Source organism: Burkholderia sp. PAMC 26561 (genome assembly GCF_001557535.2).
In the GTDB taxonomy this organism is placed as follows: domain Bacteria; phylum Pseudomonadota; class Gammaproteobacteria; order Burkholderiales; family Burkholderiaceae; genus Caballeronia.
In genome coordinates this window covers 394,960-415,842 of record NZ_CP014315.1, presented here as the reverse complement: position 1 = coordinate 415,842, position 20,883 = coordinate 394,960, and the positions used below count along the sequence as shown (strand labels likewise).

Genomic DNA, 20,883 nt, shown 5'->3' with positions numbered 1-20,883 from the left:
TACAGGACTTACTCATGCTTTCAGCTCAACAACTGCGTGGCGTCTTCCCGGCCATTCCAACACCCGTCAATCCTGACGACACGATCAACGCCGATGCCGCCCGCGCCCTGATGCGCTATCTGCTGAAGCAAGGCGTGGATGGCGTGGTACCGCTCGGCGGCACCGGCGAATACGGCGCGCTTTCGCGTGCGGAACGCATTCGCATGGCCGAGATCACGGCGAAGGAAGCAGCGGGCAAGATCCCGGTGATCGCGGGCGTACTCGATCCCGGTTATCACGATGCCATGCAAGCCGGCAAGGACTTCGCCGCGGCCGGCGCCGACGCTCTGCTCGTGCTGACGCCGTACTACACGAACCCGACACAAGGCGGCATCCGCGATTACTTCCTGCGATACGCCGACGAATCGCCGCTGCCCATCCTCATCTATGAGATCCCGTATCGCACGCGGATCTCGATTGCGCCCGAAGTGCTGCACGAGTTGTCGAAGCACGAGCGGATCATCGGCATGAAGGCGTGCAACACGGACATGTGGCACTTCCTGCGCACGGTCGCGGGCGTGGATGAATCGTTCGCTGTTCTGAGCGGCGAAGACACGCTGTTTCCGCTGCATGTGGCGGCCGGGGCGCGCGGTGGCATCGTGGTGACAGCGACGCTGTTGCCGACCGCATGGAAAAGGATCTATGACCTCGCTTGCGAAGGGAAGACCCAGGATGCGCTCGCGCTGCATCGCTCGCTGATCCCGCTGATGAACCTGGCGTTCGCCGAGACCAACCCCGGTCCGATGAAATCGGTGATGGATCTTATCGATGTCCACGCGCCCGACATGCTCGCGCCGCTGGTTCAGGCGGACCCGGCGTTGTCGGCGAATCTGCGCGCGGAACTCGAAAAGCAGCTCGATCTGTTCGAACGCAAGCTTTGAAGTGAACGCTCAGCGCTTGTAGCCGGAAAGCCGCGCCTTCGAAATGGAAGTCGCGGCGACCTGCACGTGCTGCGCGAGCTCGGCTTCAACGCGTTCGATAGACCAGCGCGACGTCGGCACCGAGATGTTGATGGCGGCGACCGCCATGCCGCCGTGATCGGTCACCGGCGCGGCCACGGAAATATCGCCGAGCACGGTTTCGTTTTCGATCACCGCATAACCGCGCCGCGCGACTTTACGCACGCGTTCCAGCAGCTTCTCGGGGTTGGTTTCGGTGTAATGCGTGATCGGATCGAGCCGGGTTTGCGAGAGGATCTCGCGCACGCGTTCGTCGGAAAGGCGCGACAGGATTGCAATGCCCGACGCCGTGAACATGGCCGGCAAACGCGCGCCGACCACGATGTCGATGTTCACCAGATGCTGCCCCGGAAAGCGCGCCACAAACACGATCTCGTGGCCGTCGAGTTCCTGGAGGTTGGTGGTTTCGCCAAGCCGGCGGCTGATGTCCAGAAGATACGGCGAGGCTTTGTCGATGAGTTCGTTCGCACGCACGTAGTTGTACGAGAACTGCAGCACCTTGGTGGTCAAGCCGTAGTTACGCGTTTCCGGCACACGATACAGATAGCCGAGCACTTCGAGTGTGTGCACGAGGCGCTGCGTGGCGCTGCGATCGAGACCGGAGGCGCGTGCAATATCGACGAGCGTCATGTGGCGGCTCGGACCGTCGAACGCGTGCAGGACCTGGAAGGCTTTTTCGGTCGATCCGACAAACAGCGACGAGCGCTGAGTCTCTTTCTCGGCTAACTCTTCTGGCTTGCCGGCAGCGCTTTTGACCATGCTTGTTGGGCTTCTGAAAGTATCGGATTGTGATTATCACGATTGTAGTGCAATCGAATCAGGGAGCTTGAATGGTTTCATCGGTAGCGGATTACCGGCTTGCTGCACGCCGGCGTTTGTCGCGCCTGGCGTTCGATTATCTCGATGGCGGTGCAGAAGACGGCGATGCGTTAAAGCGCAATACGGACGCCTACAAGCAGTGGCTTTTCAAGCCGCGCGTGTTGAAGGACGTGTCCATTTGTTCGGCGGCAACACAGTTTTTCGGGCGTGAAGCCGCCGCGCCGATGATCGTCGGGCCGACGGGTTTGAACGGCCTGTTCTGGCCGCGCGCCGATGAACTTCTCGCTCAGGCGGCGAGCCGCGCGGGTTTGCCGTTCGCGCTATCGACGGCTTCCACGTCGCTGCTCGAAGACGTGCGCGCCGCCGCGCCGCAAGGCGACTTGTGGATGCAGCTCTATGTGCAACAGGATCGAGGCATTGCCGAAGACATCATGCGGCGCGCGAGCGCTGCAGGTTACTCGACGCTTCTTCTCACCGTCGATGTCCCCGTGCACGGCAAGCGCGACCACGACACGCGCAACGGTTTCAAACTGCCGTTGAGGCTGACGCCGAAGCTCATTGCCGATTGCATGATGCATCCGCACTGGTCGATGCAAATGGCGCGCTCCGGTTCGCCGCAACTCAAGAACATCGCGAAGAGCGTGGGTGAGCGCGCGGATTTATCGCGTCATTCGGCCATGCTGAGCCGGCAGATGGATCTGAACCTCGGATGGACCGACCTCGATTGGGTCCGCGCGCACTGGACTGGCAAGGTGATCGTCAAGGGCGTGATGAGCGCCGACGATGCAACGCTCGCCTTGAAGCATGGGGCAGATGGCATCGTTGTATCGAATCATGGCGGCCGGCAATTAGGCAGCACGTTTGCGCCCGTTGAGGTCTTACCGGGAATCGTGGACGCGGTCGGCAGCGACATGACCGTGCTGGTGGATGGCGGCGTGCGGCGCGGCAGCGATGCGTTGAAAGCGGTCGCGTTGGGCGCAAGCGGCGTGCTGCTTGGACGCGCGCCGTTGTATGGCGTCGCGGCGAACGGCCTCGCAGGTGCAGCCGGCGTTCTTGCGCTGATGATGGACGAGATGTTGATCGCGATGCGTTTGCTCGGGTGCCAGACACTTGCCGACCTGGGCCCGGCGTTTATCGGCAATGCGAATGATGTGGTCAATCATGGGTTGCATTGCAGAACATGAACCGGCTGAAGCGCCCTCTATAATCCCGCCTTTCGAAGCGATCCCGTTTGCATTCCAGAACGTGTTCGCATCGCTTCGACCGTTACGATTATTTGAGGAATCATGTCTACGCTCCCGCCCTGCCCGCTCTGCTCGATGGAAAACACTTACGCCGACGCGGACCGCATCATTTGCGCTGACTGCGGCCACGAATGGTCCGCAACCGATACCGCGTCCACCACTGACGACGAAACCCCCGTCGTCAAGGACTCCAACGGCAATGTGCTCGCCAATGGCGATTCCGTTGTGCTGATCAAGGACCTCAAGGTCAAGGGCTCATCGATCACGCTGAAAGTCGGCACGAAAGTGAAGAGCATCCGGCTGGTTGGCGGCGACCATGAAGTCGATTGCAAGATGGACGCCGGCAGTTTCATGCTCAAGGCCTGCTACCTGAAGAAGGTTTAAGCCTTCACGGGGTTGCCGTTTGCATCGGTATCGAACGTCTGCGACTGAAACGCGAAGAAAAATGCACGCCACGTATTGTTTGGATACGCGATCATCAGCGCGCCGTCCTGATACGCGCCGTTGTCGCTCGCGTACTGGCCGCCGTTGCCCTGGTTCATGTGGATATCATGAACGCCGTTGCCGGGAACGAAGTTGAAGTACTGATCCGGTTTGTTTTGCTCCGGGCCCCAGCGCGATCCGAACGCATAAACAATCGATCCTTCCATGGCCATTGCGGTCACGACCGCGTCTTCCAGTTTGTCCTTCAGGTCGTTGTTCACACCGGGCGCGTCGGCCGGAACGGGTTTCATCGATTTTGTATCGACAAGGCCGCCGCGCACGTAATCGATCGCAAGGCCGCCAGGCGTCGATGACAACTTCGTGAAGCCCGGGGTGAGCGCAGCCAGCTCGCTGATAAAAGCCGCGGGCAGCGTATCGAGTTCTTCGAACAGCACGATGGAAGGTGCGTGCGGCGCCGACGATTTCACATTCGATGCAATTCGAAAAACCGTCGTGCCGCCGTGGACGAGGATCTGATAATGGTCATCGTCGGCGTTGCGAAGGTGGCCCGTTACCGTGCCTTTGAGCACGCCATAGTTCACTGACATGTGTTCCTCCCTGGTTTAAGTTTTACATGCAGCAAAGTTTGCGCCGCTTTGCCGGTTTGAGCCGCCGCCGAAACAAAATTTGATTCAAATGTGCGCCTGACATCAAAACGTCAAGGAAACGTGCTTGCGGCGGCTTGGCATTTCCGCATCTTTATTGTTATGTGCGCCTGAAAACATTTCACCCGTTAAAGCGAATGTAATGTCACTAACACGACTTTTTGATCCCATACAGTTCCCCGTTCGAACACCGTAACCGCCATTGGCATTGCGCATTCATGAACGCACACAGTCTTACCGACCACCATGTCAGCGACAGCAGCGAAAATAGCGGCGGCCAACGGCTGGGCCGCGCATTCGCTGCAAGGCTCGACATGACCATCAAGCGCTCGCGGCTGACGTCGCAGCGCGTGGCGAAATCGCTTGGGGTCACCGAGGGTGATGTTGCGTTGTGGCGGGCAGGAATTACATTGCCGCGTAATGCGGATTGCCGGCGTTTATCGGAACTGCTGCACGTGGACATGTCGTGGCTGAGCGGCGGGTCGTCGCTGGAAGATAAACGCTGACGCGCTTTGACGAAGCTTGCTAAGTCGCCAGGCTCCAGCGCGCTTTTCCCATGGCCTTGGCGACGTTCAGGGCTTTATCGGCGGCGTTGAGTGCGGTCAATACGTCAGCGCCATGGTCCGGCACGAGCGCCACGCCAATGCTCGCGCCCACGTTCACCGAGACATGCGATGTCAGCGCAAACGACGACGACATTTCACTGATCAGCCGGTCGGCGAAAGCCGCGGCGTCGTCGTGACCCGACGCGCTGATGGTCACCACAAACTCATCACCGCCAATACGAAACACCATGTCGTCGGGACCTTTCAGCGCATTCAGACGTCCGCCGATCATCACGAGCAACAGGTCGCCGGCTTCGTGACCGTACTGGTCGTTGACGGGTTTGAAGCCGTCCAGGTCGATGTAAAGCACCGCGGTCTTATCGCGATTGCCCGACGCCGCCTTGTACCGCGTCTGCGATGCGTGAATCAGTCCCGCGCGATTCGGCAAGCTGGTCAGCGCGTCATGCCGCGCACGATGGTCATTTTCCCTTTCGGCTTTCATCGTTGAAACGAGCAGTCCGTTGAGACGGAATGCGGCGATGCTCATTGCAACCAGATAAAACGGGATCTGGATCAGCGTAAGCGTCAGGATGAGTTCCTTGGACATTGCCGCAGCAATGCAGCAAGGACCCAGCGACAATAAGATCATGATCGCGACGAGCCGCGGGGCGCCAAAATTCCTGAAGCAGATCCCGCCGACCATGGCGGCGGCGGACAAACAGGACAGCGTTGCCGCAATCCAGTCCGTACTCAGGATACTGATGAACGCACCGTAACCGACACTTGCTCCCCATAGCACGCCCAGCAGCAGATACACGTCCGTGTAGGTCGGTTGACCTCGGCGTGCGGCCCGGTGCGCCGCGACCAGCAGGACCAGGCGCGTACCGCACAACAGGACCTCCAACACCACCCATGCAATGAACGCAGGCGTGGGTTCACGCATCGTGATGGCGATGGAAACGGCAATGGTATTGAGAACGCCGCCGGCAAAAATCGGCAATGTGCCAAACAGGCTTCCGATCAACGCAACGCGTATATCGTCTGGTACGTCGGGCCCGGAATAGCACAACCACGTTGTGAACCGCCAGCGAGGCAAACTAAAAGGCGCTAATTTGGTATCCATGGATCTTCGCTTTTTTTTGCGCGACTGTTTTTGCCACGTCGGCGTTGCACTTCCTGCCTGTCATGGACTCAATCGGTATGTTCGAGATCTGTCTAGAAACAAATAACGCCGGCGGTCTCTCTGAATCGCCAGGCTGCGGCGTTGACGTGTCCCCGGTATTTTCCCTAAGCGGGACGCCTGCACATGGGCGTATTCTAAGCCCGCTTACTAGCCGATAACCAGCCGCCCTTGCCTGATCAATGGTGAATCGCCTCTAAAGCGGCTTGTTGATTTGGCGAAACCGGGGCTTTCAAGGCAGGCGACGTGCAAGCCTGATTACGCCTTAACTAGCTTGACGGCGCTAATGCGATAATCTTTAGCTTAAGTAAACGCAGTATCCGGGAGAGCAATGCGCGGCCCAACCAAGAAACAACTGTCGATTATCGAACTGGTCGACCAAGGCTTGAGCGTCGAAGAAATCGCAATGCGCACGGGTAAGCTCGTAACCTCGGTTCATAAACAGTTGAACCGGGTTCGTCGCAAGGTTCGCGAAGGTCGCTACACACCAACGCCGCTTCCTATCGAATTGGCAGCATCCACGCCGCGAATCTATCTCGCGGGTTTCGATGTCTTTCGAAACGACGCGCTTGCTCATGGCGAAATGCTCAAGGCGATGTGTCAGTCGCGTGGCGCGATCGGTCTGTATCCGCTCGATAGCGAAGTCCCGGACGAACTGGATCAGCTTGGCCAGGCGCAATGGATTTGCCGCGCGAACATGGAATTGATTCGCTCGGCGGATATCGTCATGGCAAATCTCAACGACTTTCGCGGCGCAGGTGAGCCGGATAGCGGCACCGCGTTCGAAGTCGGATTTGCCGCCGCGCTAAACAAGCCGATATGGGCTTACACGGGCGATAACCGGACATTGATCGAGCGTGTATCGGTTAGGAAAGAAGGCGGCGCTTCGTATTGCGCCAGTGGTTTTGTGGTCGAGGATTTCGGTTTGAGTCTGAACCTGATGCTTGCGTGTACGGCACGCCTTGTTGTGGGCGGCCCGGAAAAATGTCTGGATAGCATGGCCGCCGAAGGACTCATTTAACATACGGCCTAAGCACGCACGATTGTCACGCCCGATTTCTCCAGCGGTTTTGTCAGCGCCGGATCGGTCGCCATCTCGACAATGATCGTCTGGGCAAGCGCGAGCCCTCCAATCACGAATTGCGAAGCGGCGTTGATCTTGTCCGAAGACGCCAGCACCACCGTCTCGGCCGCACGCGCCGCGAGCGCCCGCTTTACATACGCCTCTTCGTAATCGCCTGTGCTCAATCCCGCCGTGGGATGCACGCCGGTGACGCCCATGAAATAGATATCGGCCTGAATATGCGACATGGCTTCGATCGCCGCGGCGCCGACCGTCACTATTGAATGCTTGAAGAGCCGCCCGCCGATCACAAGCACTTCTATCAGCGGATGATCGATCAGCCCGACAGCCACGCTCGGGCTGTGCGTCACGACCGTCGCTTGCAAGTCGCGGGGGATTTGCCGGATCAGTTCGGCGGACGTCGTGCCGCCATCGATGATCACGACCTGCCCTTTTCCGATCATAGCCGCCGCTGCACCCGCAATCGCGCGTTTGGCGGATGACTCGATCTGTCGCCGCTCGGCAAACGGCGCCACCGCGCTCGATGCCGGCAACGCGCCGCCATGCACGCGCTGCAATAGTCCCTCGCCGGCCAGTTCGCGCAGGTCGCGCCGCACGGTGTCCTCGGATACATCGAAGGTCTCGCTGAGTTGTTTCGCGAGCACCTGGCCGTCGCGCGCCAGCGCATCGAGGATCGCTTTCTTTCGTTGGGACGTCAGCATGGTTGAAAACTCATTTGCACGAAACATCTTGATATTGCACGAATTTGCACGATACCATGAATGCTCCTTTTTCGCGATACCGGAGCAAAACCGATGGTCACTACAAAAGACAGAGTCCGCATCATCGATACGACCGTCCTCTCAAATGACTGGTACATCCTGAAGAAAACCACCTTCGACTTCCTGCGCAGCGATGGCGTCTGGCAGCGTCAAAGCCGCGAGACCTACGACCGCGGCAACGGTGCGACCATCCTTCTCTTCAACCGCGAACGGCAGACAGTCGTGCTGACGCGGCAATTCCGCCTGCCTGCGTTCGTGAACGGGCACGACGGCATGATGATCGAAGCCGCCGCCGGTCTGCTCGATAACGCCTCGCCCGAAGAACGCATTCGCGCGGAAGCGGAAGAGGAAACGGGGTACCGCGTGCAGAACGTCGAGAAGGTATTCGAGGCGTATATGAGCCCCGGATCGGTGACTGAGAAGCTGCACTTTTTCATTGCTGAATACGATGCGTCCTCGCGCGTCGGTCACGGCGGCGGTGTGGAGGCTGAAGGGGAGGATCTCGAGGTGATCGAATGGCCGCTTCAGGACGCGCTCGATGCGGTGCGGCGTGGTGAGATCGTCGATGCTAAAACGATCATGTTGCTGCAGTTCGTGGCGTTGAATCGCGTGTTGTAAATCCAGGTCGGGCAGCGCGTGTATCCGCCAACAGCTTGATGCGCCCGGATGCTTACCGCGGCGTCCGGCATCCTCTTGAATGAGTCAGTAGTGGTAGCGGCACGAGACAATATTGATCTGCGAATCCGCGACCTCGTAAACCAGGCGATTGGTTTCGTCGATGCGTCGCGACCAAAACCCTGTCAGGTTAGCCTTCAGCGGTTCCGGTTTGCCAACACCTTCGAACGGCGTTCGCTGGGTGTCTTTAATAAGCTGGTTGATCCGTTTAAGGGTCTTCTTATCTTGCCCCTGCCAATAAATATAATCGTCCCACGCCTCGGCAGTCCACATGATGTTCAACGAACTCATGCGCCTGTTTCATCCAACTCGTGTGACTTGACCTTGCCCGTGCGCAACTGCTTGATAGACCGCTCGAGATGAGCAATATTCGCTGGTGATCGCAGGAGATAAACCGTCTCCATCAAGCTGTCGTAATGCTCCTGTGACATGACTATTGCATTGGGTGCATCGCGGCGAGTGATAAGCGTAACGTCGACGTCATCAACCACGTTATCAATCACCTGCTTAAGGTTAGCGCGAGCCTCGGTGAAAGGGATTGTGCGCATATTTCCTCCTTGTCTTTTCCTTCACTGACCAGCACACCAGTCTAGCATGCTGGACCGAATATGTACAACTACCTGTACATGAAGACGTTCGATTTGCGTTCTCGGCGCATGGCAGGCCCTCGATTCTCAGAGTGGAGATTTTGAGCGTTTTCCGCTAATTACGATGGCAAACCGCCCGCACTTGGCAGGAAAACACCAGGCATTCGGCGGCACCATAATGGCTTCGGACTTCGAGGCTGATCATGATTTCGCTGCAACTATTAATGGTGTTTGTCGGCGCGCTTGCGGTGGTGTATGCGTTGCCCGGACCCGATATGGCGATCGTCTTGCAGATGAGCGCATCGCGCGGGCTGAGACACGGTCTATCGACGGCTGCCGGCCTCGCAGTTGCGCGCACGCTTCACGTCACCTTGTCGGCGCTGGGCGTGGCCGCGCTGCTGCGCAGCGCGCCCTGGCTTTACGACGGCGTGCGTATAGTCGGAGCGATGTATCTTGCGTATATCGCGATCCAGATTTTCCGCTCGCCGGCTTTTGGTCTCGATACGAACAACGCAGCATCCGGCGCGGCTTACACGCTGCGCTCCGCATTCCTGAAAGGCATGATGAGCAGCTTGCTCAACCCCAAGGCCCTGCTGTTCTGCTCGGTATTATTGCCGCAATTCATACATCCCGATGCAGGCGCGGTGTGGTCGCAAGTCGTCGAGCTCGGCGTGGTGCTGGTCGCGATGGGCGCTGCCTTCGATACCACCCTGGCGTTCGGCGCCACACGCATTTCAGGCTGGCTGCGCAATCATCCGCGCGCACAGGTCGTGCAGCGCTGGACGTTTTCGGCGGCATTGCTGGCGTTCGCGCTGCGCTTGTCGTTTGAATAAAAGCCTCTAAACGATGGGACCGTCCGCCTGCTTGCGCCGGATCGCAACCATGATGGAACTGCCCACGATCAGCAGGATGCCCGCAAGCGAAACCGCGCCGACGGTCTCGCCCCAAGCGACGTAGCCGAAGATCGCGGCCCACACGATGCTCGTGTAGTTGTAGGGGGCAAGCGCGCTGGCGTCGGCGCGACGAAAGGCCATGGTCATCAGCAACTGGCCTGTGCCGGCGAGAACGCCGACCAATGCGAGGATGGCAAGTGAATCAAGCGTTGGTGTTTTCCAGGCGAACATCAGCGAGAACCCGCTGACAATGGCACCGATCATCGTGAAGTAAAGGACTGTGACGCTGGAGTCATCGCTTGCGCGAAGCCGCTTGATTTGCAGGATCGATAATGCGCCGAATATCGCGCTCAGAATCAGAAGAACCGGACCAAGCCAACTGGTTTGATCGCTGGTCGGACGCACGACCAGCAGCACGCCCATAAAGCCGATTGCCGCCGCGCCTGCATCGCGCCGCCTTAGTGTTTCCTTCAGCAGCAACGGCGCGAGGACGATCACGAAAATCGTTTCCGAATAAACGATTGCGACAGCCTCGCTTAGCGGCACATAAGGCAGGCCTGCAAAGAAAAGGCCAAGCGCGCACAACAAGGTGATCGCTCTTACTGTCTGCGCTTTGATGTCCAGATTCATCAAGCGTTGCATCAGCGGTTTGCTGCTTTGCAAGCTCATCGCAAATGCGGGGAACAAGCCGAAAATCATGCGGAAAAATGTCACCTCGTTCGCGGGGTATCGCAGGCTTAACGATTTTGCGAGGGCATCGACTAACGCGAAGCAAAGCATCGCCGCAAGGATTTGCGTGACGCTGCGCAGCGGAACGGTATTGCTTTGCGCAATGGAAAGAGGCATTGGGTTCGCGTTTCCGGAGAAAGAGCGCGCGGGTCGGACACGGCGTAGCTTATCACCGGGAAATCGTGAATCGGATGACGTGGCGGTCGAGCCGACGAGGGGTGTCGGCTCGCGTCAATTTATTGTCGGTTTAAGCCTTGGCGGATTTCAAACACCGTTCTTCAACCCGTTACATCGCCAACCAGGATTGCGCCTTCATCTTTCAGCGCGCCGATGCGTGCATCGGAGAAACCGTATTCGCGCAGCACCTCCGCCGTATGCTGCCCTAACAGCGGCGCCGGCACGGGGGATTGCGTGCGGCCATCGGAGAAATGGATCGGCAAGCCCAGGCCACGCATGCGGCCCGCGACCGGATGCGTCGTCTCCACGATCATTCCACGCGCCAATGCCTGCTCGTGTGCAACCGCTTGCGGCACCTCGAGCACCGGACCCGAGGGCAAACCGATTTCATCGAACATCGTGAGCCATTCGTTGGTCGTGCGCTCGACCAGCCGGTTCGTGAGTATCTCCACCAGCACGCCGCGATGCTTCATGCGCCCGGCATTGGTCTTGAAGCGTTCATCGTCCGCCAGACCCGGGATGTCGAGCACGCCGACCAGGCGCTCGTAGTTACTCTGGTTTGCTCCGCCAATGTTGACCCAGCCATCGCGCGTGCGGAATGCCTGATACGGCGTGCTCGTCGGATTCGCCGAGCCTGCTTTCGGCAGCACTGTGCCGTCGGCGAAGTAGTTGGCGAAGGCCCAGTACATTTGCTGCAAGCCAGCCTCGAACAGCGATGTATCGACCATCTGCCCCATGCCGGTTTTTTGCTTACCCGCGTACGCCGCGCAAATGCCGAGCGCAGCGAGGATGCCGGCGTTGATATCCGTGACCGGCGAGCCGGCCTTGATCGGCGCCTGGCCCGGCTCACCCGTCATGCTCATCAAGCCGCTCATGCCCTGCGCGATGAGATCGAAGCCGCCCTTGTCGGCCATCGGACCGGTGCGCCCAAAACCCGATATCGCGCAATAGATCAGGCCGGGGTTTTCCGCCTTGAGCGCGTCGTAGCCCATGCCGAGTTTTTCCATCGTGCCGCGCCGGTAGTTCTCCGTCACGACATCGGCCGTTGCGAGCATCTTGCGCAGCACTTCACGGCCACCATCTGTCTTCAGGTTGATACCGACGCCGCGCTTGTTGCGGTTCACGATCATGAACGAAGCCGATTCGCCGCCCTCGAGAATAGGCGCGAAACGGCGGCAATCGTCGCCGCCGGGAATTTTCTCGACCTTGATGACGTCCGCGCCCATGTCGGCGAGCATCATGCCGCAGATGGGACCGGACATGATGTGCGCGAGCTCGATCACGCGCATGCCGGCGAGCGGGCCTGAACTTTTACTATCGGATGTGTCGTGTTCGAACATGTCAACGTCCCTTGAATTCCGGTTTGACCTTGTCGAGGAAGGCCTGGTAACCCGTACGAAAGTCCTCCGTGCCGAAACACGCGAAACCTTCGTCGCGTTCGGCGTCGGTGAGCGGAGCGGGGTTCATCGCGCGCTTGACGAACTGCTTGTGCCAGCGCGCGACCAGCGGAGCGCCATCGGCAATTCGGCGAGCGGTGGTCAATGTCTCGGCCGTGACCTGATCGTCGGGGACCACGCGCGTGACGAGGCCTTTGGTGAATGCCTCCCTTGCATCGAAAATCCGGCCTTCCAGCAGGATCTCCAACGCGACTGCGGGCCCGGCGAGCTTCGCGAGCGCGTCGAGTTCCGCGTGCGCCATCACGAGGCCGAGGTTTTTGATCGGTACGCCGAAACGACTCGATTCACCGCAAATGCGCAGGTCGCACATTGCGGCAATCTCCAGACCGCCGCCCACGCAAATGCCGTGGATCATCGCGACAATCGGATGCCGGCAGTGATCGAGTGCGCCCAACGTGCGATGCATGATCGCGCCATACGCACGGGCCTGCTCGACGTTGGATCGATCGGTGCGGAACTCCGCTATATCGTTGCCCGGCGAGAACGCCTTCTCGCCCGCGCCGCGCAGGATGATGCAGCGCAGGGTGTCATCGGCGGAAAGGGTGTCGATGGTTTCGCCAAGGCCTTGCCACAGCGGCTTGGTCATCGCATTGAGTTTCTCCGGACGATCGATGACAACCGTCGCGATGGTTTCGTCGCGTTCAACCCGGATAGAAGCTTCAGTCACATCGACTCCTGTTCTAAACGTATTTGCGAAGCGGCTCGGCGTTCTCCGCACCCGCGGGCACATCATCCAGAACGCGATCCGGCCGCATGGTGAAGGACAGCACAATGCCGACTGCCATGAGGATCATCGACACGGTGAAGGGCAGGTTCCAGTTCCCGGTGCGGTCGATCATGAAGCCACCGGCGACCGGACTGATGATCGCCGCCAGCGCCGAACCCGAGTTCATGATGCCGCTCGCGGTCCCGGCGTGTTTGGGCGCGATGTCCATGGGGACGGCCCACATTGGCCCGATGGTCATTTCGTTGAAGAAGAAACCGCCGCTCAGGCACAACGCAGCCAGCGTGATCGACATGTTGGAAACAAGCATGATTGGCGCAAGCGAAAGCAGCGTCAGGAACATGCACACGCCGACCATCACGTTACGTGCGAGACGAAGATTTTTACTACGCCGCAGGATGCGATCCGTGATCGATCCACCCAGCCAGTCGCCCAGCACGCCCGCGAAGAACACGCCCGACGCGAACAGCGCGGACTTGCCCAACTGCATGTGATAGTTGTGGAGAAAGTACTGCGGAATCCAGCCGAGGAACAGCCACAGCACCCAGCCGTAGCAGAAGTACACGGCGGTGACCGGCGCCATGCGGCCGAGCAACGCGCGCCACGGAACGGGCGTTCTTTGCTTCACGCCGGAAAACGATGAAAGCGTCTCGCATTCAGCTTCGGTAATGGCGTGATGCTCGCGGGGGTTATCGCGGAAATAGAAGATCCATACGATCGCCCACAGAAAGCTCACGACGCCCGTCACGATGAACGCGCCGCGCCAGCTCGTCGCGATCATCAGCCACACGATCAACGGCGGCGCGACCGCATTGCCAATGCGCGACGCCGCGTGCGTGGTGCCCTGGGCGAAGCCGCGTTTGTCCGCGGGCATCCAGTTCGACATGGCGCGCGTGGCCGTCGGGAACGTTGCACCTTCGCCCAGTCCGAGCAACAGGCGCGCAATGATCAGCGATACGAACCCGCCGGAAAGCCCTGTCATGACGGTGGCGCCCGCCCATATGACGGCGCACACGGCAAGCGTCCGACGCGGTCCGAACCTGTCGCCCACCCATCCGCCGATGATCTGGAACACGAGATACGGATAGGCGAATGCGGAAAATACGAAACCGATTTGCGTATGCGACAAGTGCAGTTCCGCGCCGAATTGCGAAGCGGCGGTACTGACATTGACCCGGTCAACATACGTAATGAAATACATGGCGCACAGCAATAACAAAACGCGCGTCGTAGCTCGACGGAACATCATCGTCTCCTTGATTAGTGCGTGCTTCATCACGACGCCATAGGACGCCTGAAGCGAACTGCATCCGGAACTTCGATAAAAGCCTTAATCGATTGGCGTTGCAGCAGTGCTGCGAATCCTGGGCTTGCGCGGTCGTGTCATGCTTGTCTCCAGTGCGCGAACTTTTGCGTGCGTCCGCTGTGGGTGTGATGCTTTAGACTTCTTTTAGTGCGGCCTCGAGAACGCGCGCAACGTGCATCGGCTTCGCGTTCGTTCCATCCGCTATCTGGTGACGGCAACTGGTGCCATCTGCGACGATCAATGCGTCTTGTGCTTTTCGTATGGCCGGCAAGAGCGACAGTTCCGCCATCGCTTTCGATGCTTCGTAGTGCTCGGCTTCATAGCCAAAACTGCCTGCCATGCCGCAGCAGGACGATTCGATCACCTGTACATCCAGCGACGGAATCCAGCCAAGCACGGCTTGAACCGGTCGAAAGACATCGAATGCTTTCTGATGGCAATGGCCGTGAACGAGCGCCTTCGGATGGGCGAGCGGTTTGAGTGAAAGCCTCAGACGTCCCGCCTGTTTTTCCTTCACCAGGAATTCTTCGAACAGGAACGATGTCTGCGCGAGCTTGCGCGCTTCGTCGCCATAACCGTAGTCGAGGAATTCGTCGCGGAAGGAAAGCAGGCACGAGGGTTCCAGACCCACTACAGGCACGCCGCGTTCAATGAACGGCCGCAGCGTATCAAGCGTGCGGCGCGCTTCGGCCTTTGCTTCATCGACCTTTCCCGCCGATAAAAACGTGCGCCCGCAGCAGAGCGGACGTTCACCGTCCTTCAGATTCAGATGGACCATATAACCCGCGGCTTCCAGCACACGCTTCGCCGCACGCGCGTTTTCCGGTTCCATGTAGTTGTTGAAGGTATCGACGAAAAGCAGCACTTCCTTGCCATCGACCGACGGAGGCAAAGGCTGTTCGGCCGTCGATAAAAACGATGCAACGAACTTCGGAAACGCGCGTTCGGGCGCAAGGCCGAGACGCGACTTGACCCAGCTCGCCACGCGCGGCAACCGCTCCACCGACCCGAACAACGACGGCACGCGACTCGCATACGGCGCGTATCGCGGCATGAATCCCACCAGTCGATCGCGCAAGCGCAAGCCGTTCTTCGCGGTCCATGCGGCACGCGCTTCGATCTTGATCTTCGCCATATCGACGCCTGTCGGGCAGTCTCGCTTGCAGCCCTTGCACGATACGCACAGATCGAGCACGTCCTTCACATCCTGGCTCGCGAGCCCTTCTTCACCCAGTTGCCCGCTGATCGCAAGCCGCAACGTATTGGCGCGGCCGCGCGTGACGTGTTGCTCGTCCTTCGTGATTCGATAACTCGGGCACATCGTGCCTGCGTCGAACTTGCGGCAGTGGCCGTTGTTGTTGCACATCTCGACCGCTTTCGCGAGACCGCCGGTACGGTCATCGCCACTGCCGGCCGGTGTTTCCTCGCCGGTCAGCGGATCGCGTGTCACGTCCCATTGCGACCAGTCGAGCTGCGTCTTGAGCGCACGTTCGCGGTACGAAGGCGGAAAACGAAAGTGGGTCGCATCGTCCATTTTCGGCGGACTCACGATGCGGTCCGGACTCATGCGATTCTCGGGATCGAAGAGCGTCTTGATCTCCCGAAACGCTTGATTGATGCGGGGTCCGTATTGCCACGCGACCCATTCGCCACGACACAAACCGTCGCCATGTTCGCCCGAATATGCACCCTTGTATTCGCGTACCAGCGCCGAGGCTTCTTCCGCAATGGCGCGCATCTTTTGCGCGCCGTCCCGACGCATGTCCAGGATAGGCCGCACGTGCAGCGTGCCGACACTTGCATGCGCGTACCACGTGCCTTCGGTATGGTGCTTGTGGAACACTTCGGTAAGACGCGTGGTGTATTGCGCAAGATGTTCGAGCGGCACGGCGCAATCTTCAATGAACGAGACCGGCTTGCCGTCGCCCTTCATGCTCATCATGATATTGAGCCCGGCCTTGCGCACTTCCCACAAGGCCTTTTGTTCTGAAGCGCCGGGCATCTCGACAACCGAATCGGGCAAGCCGAGATCGCCCATCAGTTCCACGAGTTGTGCGAGCTTCGCGAGTTGCACGGCCTTGTCAGCGCCTGCGAATTCGACGAGAAGCACAGCTTGCGGCTGACCGACCAGCGCCTTTTCGATGACCGGACGAAACGCCGGATTCGACATCGACAGGTCGATCATCGTGCGGTCCACGAGTTCCACGGCGACCGGACCGAGTTTGACGATGTGCTGCGTCATGTCCATTGCGTCGTAGAACGTCGGGAAGTTCACGACCCCCAGCGTCTTGTGCTCAGGCAGCGGCCAGAGCTTCAATGTCAGGCGCCGGCTGAACGCAAGCGTGCCTTCGGAGCCGACCAGCAATTGCGCGAGGTTCGGTTCGCCGTCGGCGCTGAAGGGCAAGGGGCTTTGGCAATCGAAGAGATCGATGTTGTAGCCCGCCACGCGCCGCAAGACCTTCGGCACTTGCTCGCGGATTTCATCGCGTTCACGTTGCGCGATCCGTTGCACGCCTTCGACCAAAGAACGCGTGCGTGCATCCAGGGACATTGCGCCCAACGCGCCGAACGTCGCCTGATGACCATCGGCGAGAACGGCGTCGATCGACGCGACGTTGTGCACCATGATCCCGTATTCCATGGAACGGGAACCGCACGAATTGTTGCCTGCCATGCCGCCGATCGTGCATTGCGCACTCGTCGATACATCCACCGGAAACCACAAGCCGTGCGGCTTCAGCCACGCGTTCAGGTGATCCAGCACCACGCCCGGTTCCACCGTCACCGTGCGCGTTTCGGCATCGAACTCAATGATGTTGTTGAGCCACTTGCTGGTATCGATAACCAGCGCTTCACCGATCGTCTGCCCGCACTGGCTCGTCCCCGCGCCGCGTGCGAGCACGGGCGCTTTGGCATCGCGTGCTATGTCCAGCGCGAGCAGCAAGTCGGCCTGGTCGCGCGGCACGACAACGCCCAGCGGCGTGATCTGATAGATCGAGGCATCGGTCGCGTAACGTCCACGGGCCGCGCGATCGAACAGCACGTCGCCTTTCATTTCGCTGCGAAGACGCGCGGCGAGCGGCGAGAGCGTGGCCCTTGCCGATGCCGGCATCAGATGGATCGGCTGGACGAGTGCTTCAGGGGATTTGGTCAGCATCGCTTGGACGTTCTCAGGCCGCCGCTTTCAAGGCAGGTGCTGCGACATTGTTCGTCAGAAAGTCCATGGCTGCGAGCACGCCGCTTCCCGCGAGCTTCACGCCCGCCAGCTTGAGGCCCATTTCGCAGCCGGTGAGCGTCGCCATCAACGTCAGGTCGTTGCAGTCGCCGAGATGCCCGATGCGGAACATGCGGCCCTTCAGCTTTCCGAGCCCCGTGCCCAGCGACATGTCGAACTTTTCGTAGATGAGTTTGCGCACCGCATCGGCATCAACGCCTTCAGGCGTCATCACGCCCGTGAGCACCGGCGAATACACGGCCGGGTCAGCGCATTGAATCTCGAGGCCCCATGCGCTGACCGCTGCACGGCACGCCGCCGCCAGCCGCTGATGCCGCGCGAAGACATTGTCGAGCCCTTCGTCGCCGATCATTTCGAGCGCTTCCGACAAGCCGTACAGCAAGTTGGTGTTCGGCGTGTACGGCCAGTAGCCGCTCTTGTTCATCTCGATGATCTCGTCCCACGCCCAGAACGCACGCGGCAACTTCGCCGATTTGCTCGCCTCGATCGCCTTCTTCGATACCGCGTTGAAGCTGATCCCCGGCGGCAGCATCAGGCCTTTTTGCGAACCGGACACAGTGACGTCGACGCCCCAGTCGTCATGCCGGTAATCCGCCGACGCCAGACCGGAAATCGTATCGACGAGAAACAGCGCCGGATGTCCGGCTGCGTCGATAGCCCGCCGCACCGCAGCGATGTCCGACGTGACGCCCGTGGATGTCTCGTTATGCACGACGCACACCGCCTTGATCTTGTGCTGCGTGTCCTCGCGCAAACGCGCTTCGATCATGTCCGCCTGGACGCCGCGCCGCCACCCTTCCGTGCCCGGCAAACCCAGGAATTCCGGCTTCAGGCCAAGGTTCTCGGCCATCTTTTTCCAGAGCGTCGCGAAGTGGCCGGTCTCGAACATCAGGACCGTATCGCCGGGACTGAGCGTGTTGCAGAGCGCCGCTTCCCATGCGCCAGTGCCCGATGCCGGGTAGATCACGACGGGTTGCGCGGTCTTGAAGATCGACTTGATGCCTTCCAGCACCTTCAGCCCGAGCGCACCGAATTCCGGCCCGCGATGGTCGATAGTCGGATAACTCATCGCCCGCAAGATGCGGTCAGGTACGGGGCTCGGCCCGGGAATCTGCAGGAAATGGCGACCAGCGGGATGAAAATCGAGCTTCAGCATGATGCGTCCTTTGAATTTTGCATGCAAAATACTGTAGCGCACCGTAGCATTGACTGAAAGCGATAAATGCCTGTTTTGCTTAGGTGAAAACCCGTCCCACGGTTTTTTGGGTGCGGCGCGGTAAAATCGCGTCAACAGAATGGCCTGAGGTATTGCATGCAAAATGATCATGTTGCTGATCGCGAATTCACGCTTCCAAAAGTCGAGCGGCAAAGGCTGCACGACACGGTGGTGGACCACCTGCGTAATTTCATCGTCGAGGGGATGTTGGCTCCGGGCATGAAGCTCAACGAACGCACGCTCTGCGAGACGCTCGGCATTTCACGCACGCCGTTGCGCGAGGCCTTGAAGGTGCTTGCTTCGGAAGGTTTGATCGATATCCTGCCGAACCGGGGTGCGTCGGTCTCGCGGATGAGCGACGCAGAGATCCGCGAGACGTTCGAACTCATGGGCGGACTCGAAGCGTTTTCGGGCGAACTCGCGTGCGAACGCATGACGCCCGCCGAACTCAGCGAGATCAAGGCGCTGCATTACGCCATGCTCGCCTGCCGCGAGCAAAACGACCTGTCCGGCTACTACAGCCGCAATCAAGCCATTCACGACAAGATCAACGACGCCGCTCGCAACTCCGCCTTGCGGCAAACGTATGTATCGGTGAACCGGCGGCTGCAGGCGTTGCGGTTCCGTTCGAACTTCCAGACCACGAAGTGGGACAGCGCGATCCGCGATCACGAAGCCATGATCGCCGCCCTCGAGTCACGCGATGGCAAACGCATGGCCGAAATCATGCGCGCGCATTTGATGGCGAAGCGCGACGCAGTGCTCGCCGAACGGACCATGACAACGGTCAAGCCGATTTCCGAAGGCGGGACGCTGCCGGGGTGATTGGCTGCGGCATGTAGCGTCGCTCACCGTATGACACTGGCGAAACGGCCCGCTCAAAACACACCTCTCCCACCCTTTGCATAAACTCATTTGATGGGTTTATAACAATTCATAATTATTTTTATGGTTTTCGGTTTTGTACAGTCCGATGCACTCGCCAGACGCCATGAGTCAAAAACCGGCGCGACGAACATACATCACACGCTCATCGGACGATTCCCGGACAACCATGAAACTACTCAAGCTTGCTCCCCTTGCAATGCTCGGCGCGTTCACCGCCTCATCGTATGCGCAAAGCAGTGTCACTCTTTACGGCCTGATATCAGGGGGTGTCGGCTTCGCGACGAATCAGGGCGGGCACAACGCTTACCAGGCGCTGAGCGGCACGAACCAGAATCCGCGCTGGGGCTTGAAGGGACGGGAAGACCTGGGCGGCGGACTGAGCGCGATCTTCCAGTTGGAAAACGGCTTCAACATCATGACGGGCACGGCTGCGCAAAGCGGCCGCGAATTCGGCCGCCTGGCCGCAGTCGGTCTCTCCGATAAAAAGTACGGCACGCTGACATTCGGCCGCCAGTACGACGCCATTCACGATTACATCGGACCGGTGATCATTGCGAGCAACGGCGTGAATATCGGCGACAACGACAACGGTTACAACGACATTCGCATCCAGAATTCTGTGAAGTACGTGAGCCCGGATTATCGCGGCCTGAAGGCGACGGCCATCTATGGCTTCAGCAATGCGACCGGCTTCAGCGACAACAGCGCATACAGCTTCGGCATTGGTTACGAGCACGGTCCATTGCGCTGGAGCGCGGTCTACGCGCAATACAACCACCCGTTCAGCAGCACGAATTCGGACGGCGCAATCTCGAACGATTATTCGTCGCCCATCCTGATCTTCGATAAAAGCGCGACCAACCCGTCGGTGTTCGCGAAGAAACAGCGCATTGCGGGCACGGGCGGTTTCTATACCATCGGCAAGGCGCAGTTCGCAGCGCTCTTCACCGATGTCCATTACGATTACCTCGACAATTCGCATCTGCACCTGCAGAACTTCGGCGTGAACGTGGTCTACACCATGACACCGTCGCTGTTCCTGGGCGCGGCGTACGGCTACACGGACGGCAAGTACGACGTCATCAACCAGAAACCCGCGTGGCACCAGGTCAACCTGCAGGCAGACTATTTCCTCTCGAAGCGCACCGACGTGGCGTTGACGGTCATCGGCCAGCAAGCCGCCGGCGACGCCCAGCACGCACAGATCTTCGCCTTCGCGCGCTCGACGACCACGCGCCAGCTCGTCGCCACCCTCGGCATGCGCCACGTATTCTGAT

The 20,883-nt window shown here is 59.5% G+C and carries 21 protein-coding genes; 9 read left to right on the top strand and 12 right to left on the bottom strand.

Translation table 11 applies throughout. The features are described 5' to 3' along the window. The first annotated feature begins 14 nt into the window (after window positions 1-14). Complete coding sequence (gene dapA, locus AXG89_RS36580; protein WP_075360078.1) at window positions 15-920, top strand: 4-hydroxy-tetrahydrodipicolinate synthase; 906 nt, start codon at window positions 15-17, stop codon at window positions 918-920. 9 nt (window positions 921-929) lie between these two features. Here dapA and AXG89_RS36575 read toward each other — a convergent pair whose 3' ends face one another. Further along, window positions 930-1,757, bottom strand: coding sequence for an IclR family transcriptional regulator (locus AXG89_RS36575; protein WP_062001214.1), 828 nt, complete (start codon window positions 1,755-1,757; stop codon window positions 930-932). 71 nt (window positions 1,758-1,828) lie between these two features. Between AXG89_RS36575 and AXG89_RS36570 the strand changes: the two genes are divergently transcribed. Continuing rightward, complete coding sequence (locus tag AXG89_RS36570; RefSeq protein ID WP_075360077.1) at window positions 1,829-3,001, top strand: alpha-hydroxy acid oxidase; 1,173 nt, start codon at window positions 1,829-1,831, stop codon at window positions 2,999-3,001. A gap of 102 nt (window positions 3,002-3,103) precedes the next feature. Further along, window positions 3,104-3,445, top strand: coding sequence for a zinc ribbon domain-containing protein YjdM (locus tag AXG89_RS36565; protein ID WP_075360076.1), 342 nt, complete (start codon window positions 3,104-3,106; stop codon window positions 3,443-3,445). On the opposite strand, the gene AXG89_RS36560 is transcribed toward AXG89_RS36565, so the two are convergent. Then, a complete protein-coding gene (locus AXG89_RS36560) occupies window positions 3,442-4,092 on the bottom strand; it encodes a YukJ family protein (protein WP_075360075.1) in 651 nt (216 codons plus the stop codon). The genes AXG89_RS36565 and AXG89_RS36560 overlap by 4 nt on opposite strands. A gap of 275 nt (window positions 4,093-4,367) precedes the next feature. Here AXG89_RS36560 and AXG89_RS36555 point away from each other — a divergent pair, with 275 nt between their 5' ends. Next, a complete protein-coding gene (locus AXG89_RS36555; protein WP_075360074.1) occupies window positions 4,368-4,655 on the top strand; it encodes a hypothetical protein in 288 nt (95 codons plus the stop codon). A 19-nt stretch (window positions 4,656-4,674) separates the two neighbouring features. Here the strand turns inward: AXG89_RS36555 and AXG89_RS36550 are convergent, their stop codons facing one another. Beyond that, entirely contained in the window at window positions 4,675-5,817 is a 1,143-nt protein-coding gene (locus AXG89_RS36550; RefSeq protein ID WP_075360073.1) for a GGDEF domain-containing protein, read from the bottom strand. Window positions 5,818-6,205: 388 nt separating this feature from the next. On the opposite strand from AXG89_RS36550, the gene AXG89_RS36545 reads away from it, so the two are divergent. After that, a complete protein-coding gene (locus tag AXG89_RS36545; protein ID WP_236873675.1) occupies window positions 6,206-6,895 on the top strand; it encodes a nucleoside 2-deoxyribosyltransferase in 690 nt (229 codons plus the stop codon). Between the two features lie 8 nt (window positions 6,896-6,903). On the opposite strand, the gene AXG89_RS36540 is transcribed toward AXG89_RS36545, so the two are convergent. Beyond that, complete coding sequence (locus AXG89_RS36540) at window positions 6,904-7,659, bottom strand: DeoR/GlpR family DNA-binding transcription regulator (protein ID WP_075360341.1); 756 nt, start codon at window positions 7,657-7,659, stop codon at window positions 6,904-6,906. A gap of 93 nt (window positions 7,660-7,752) precedes the next feature. Between AXG89_RS36540 and AXG89_RS36535 the strand changes: the two genes are divergently transcribed. After that, window positions 7,753-8,337, top strand: a complete 585-nt coding sequence (locus AXG89_RS36535) for an NUDIX domain-containing protein (RefSeq protein ID WP_075360340.1) — start codon at window positions 7,753-7,755, stop codon at window positions 8,335-8,337. A gap of 84 nt (window positions 8,338-8,421) precedes the next feature. Here the strand turns inward: AXG89_RS36535 and AXG89_RS36530 are convergent, their stop codons facing one another. Together AXG89_RS36530 and AXG89_RS36525 are read right to left on the bottom strand one after the other, a co-directional pair. After that, on the bottom strand, window positions 8,422-8,685 hold the full coding sequence (locus tag AXG89_RS36530; RefSeq protein WP_062001222.1) for a Txe/YoeB family addiction module toxin: 264 nt from the start codon (window positions 8,683-8,685) through the stop codon (window positions 8,422-8,424). Next, window positions 8,682-8,942 (bottom strand): type II toxin-antitoxin system Phd/YefM family antitoxin, encoded by a 261-nt coding sequence (locus tag AXG89_RS36525; RefSeq protein WP_062001223.1) that lies wholly within the window; start codon window positions 8,940-8,942, stop codon window positions 8,682-8,684. Before AXG89_RS36525 ends, AXG89_RS36530 begins: the two co-directional genes overlap by 4 nt. 242 nt (window positions 8,943-9,184) lie before the next feature. On the opposite strand from AXG89_RS36525, the gene AXG89_RS36520 reads away from it, so the two are divergent. After that, window positions 9,185-9,814: a LysE family translocator gene (locus AXG89_RS36520; RefSeq protein ID WP_075360072.1), complete on the top strand. Its 630-nt coding sequence runs from the start codon at window positions 9,185-9,187 to the stop codon at window positions 9,812-9,814. 6 nt (window positions 9,815-9,820) lie between these two features. Here AXG89_RS36520 and AXG89_RS36515 read toward each other — a convergent pair whose 3' ends face one another. The 6 genes from AXG89_RS36515 to AXG89_RS36490 form a co-directional block, all read right to left on the bottom strand. Beyond that, on the bottom strand, window positions 9,821-10,720 hold the full coding sequence (locus tag AXG89_RS36515) for a DMT family transporter (protein WP_075360071.1): 900 nt from the start codon (window positions 10,718-10,720) through the stop codon (window positions 9,821-9,823). A gap of 161 nt (window positions 10,721-10,881) precedes the next feature. Beyond that, entirely contained in the window at window positions 10,882-12,120 is a 1,239-nt protein-coding gene (locus AXG89_RS36510; protein WP_236873674.1) for a CaiB/BaiF CoA transferase family protein, read from the bottom strand. A gap of 1 nt (window position 12,121) precedes the next feature. Continuing rightward, complete coding sequence (locus tag AXG89_RS36505; protein ID WP_236873673.1) at window positions 12,122-12,904, bottom strand: enoyl-CoA hydratase/isomerase family protein; 783 nt, start codon at window positions 12,902-12,904, stop codon at window positions 12,122-12,124. Between the two features lie 13 nt (window positions 12,905-12,917). Then, window positions 12,918-14,210, bottom strand: a complete 1,293-nt coding sequence (locus tag AXG89_RS36500) for an MFS transporter (protein WP_075360338.1) — start codon at window positions 14,208-14,210, stop codon at window positions 12,918-12,920. 190 nt (window positions 14,211-14,400) lie between these two features. Further along, entirely contained in the window at window positions 14,401-17,424 is a 3,024-nt protein-coding gene (locus AXG89_RS36495; protein WP_075360069.1) for an FAD-binding and (Fe-S)-binding domain-containing protein, read from the bottom strand. 13 nt (window positions 17,425-17,437) lie between these two features. Continuing rightward, window positions 17,438-18,658 carry a pyridoxal-phosphate-dependent aminotransferase family protein gene (locus AXG89_RS36490; RefSeq protein WP_075360337.1) on the bottom strand — a complete coding sequence of 407 codons (1,221 nt, stop codon included), beginning with the start codon at window positions 18,656-18,658 and terminating at the stop codon, window positions 17,438-17,440. 156 nt (window positions 18,659-18,814) lie between these two features. Here AXG89_RS36490 and AXG89_RS36485 point away from each other — a divergent pair, with 156 nt between their 5' ends. Both AXG89_RS36485 and AXG89_RS36480 read left to right on the top strand, forming a co-directional pair. Then, a complete protein-coding gene (locus AXG89_RS36485) occupies window positions 18,815-19,543 on the top strand; it encodes a GntR family transcriptional regulator (protein ID WP_062001226.1) in 729 nt (242 codons plus the stop codon). Between the two features lie 229 nt (window positions 19,544-19,772). Further along, window positions 19,773-20,882 carry a porin gene (locus AXG89_RS36480; RefSeq protein WP_075360068.1) on the top strand — a complete coding sequence of 370 codons (1,110 nt, stop codon included), beginning with the start codon at window positions 19,773-19,775 and terminating at the stop codon, window positions 20,880-20,882. Window position 20,883 lies beyond the last annotated feature (1 nt).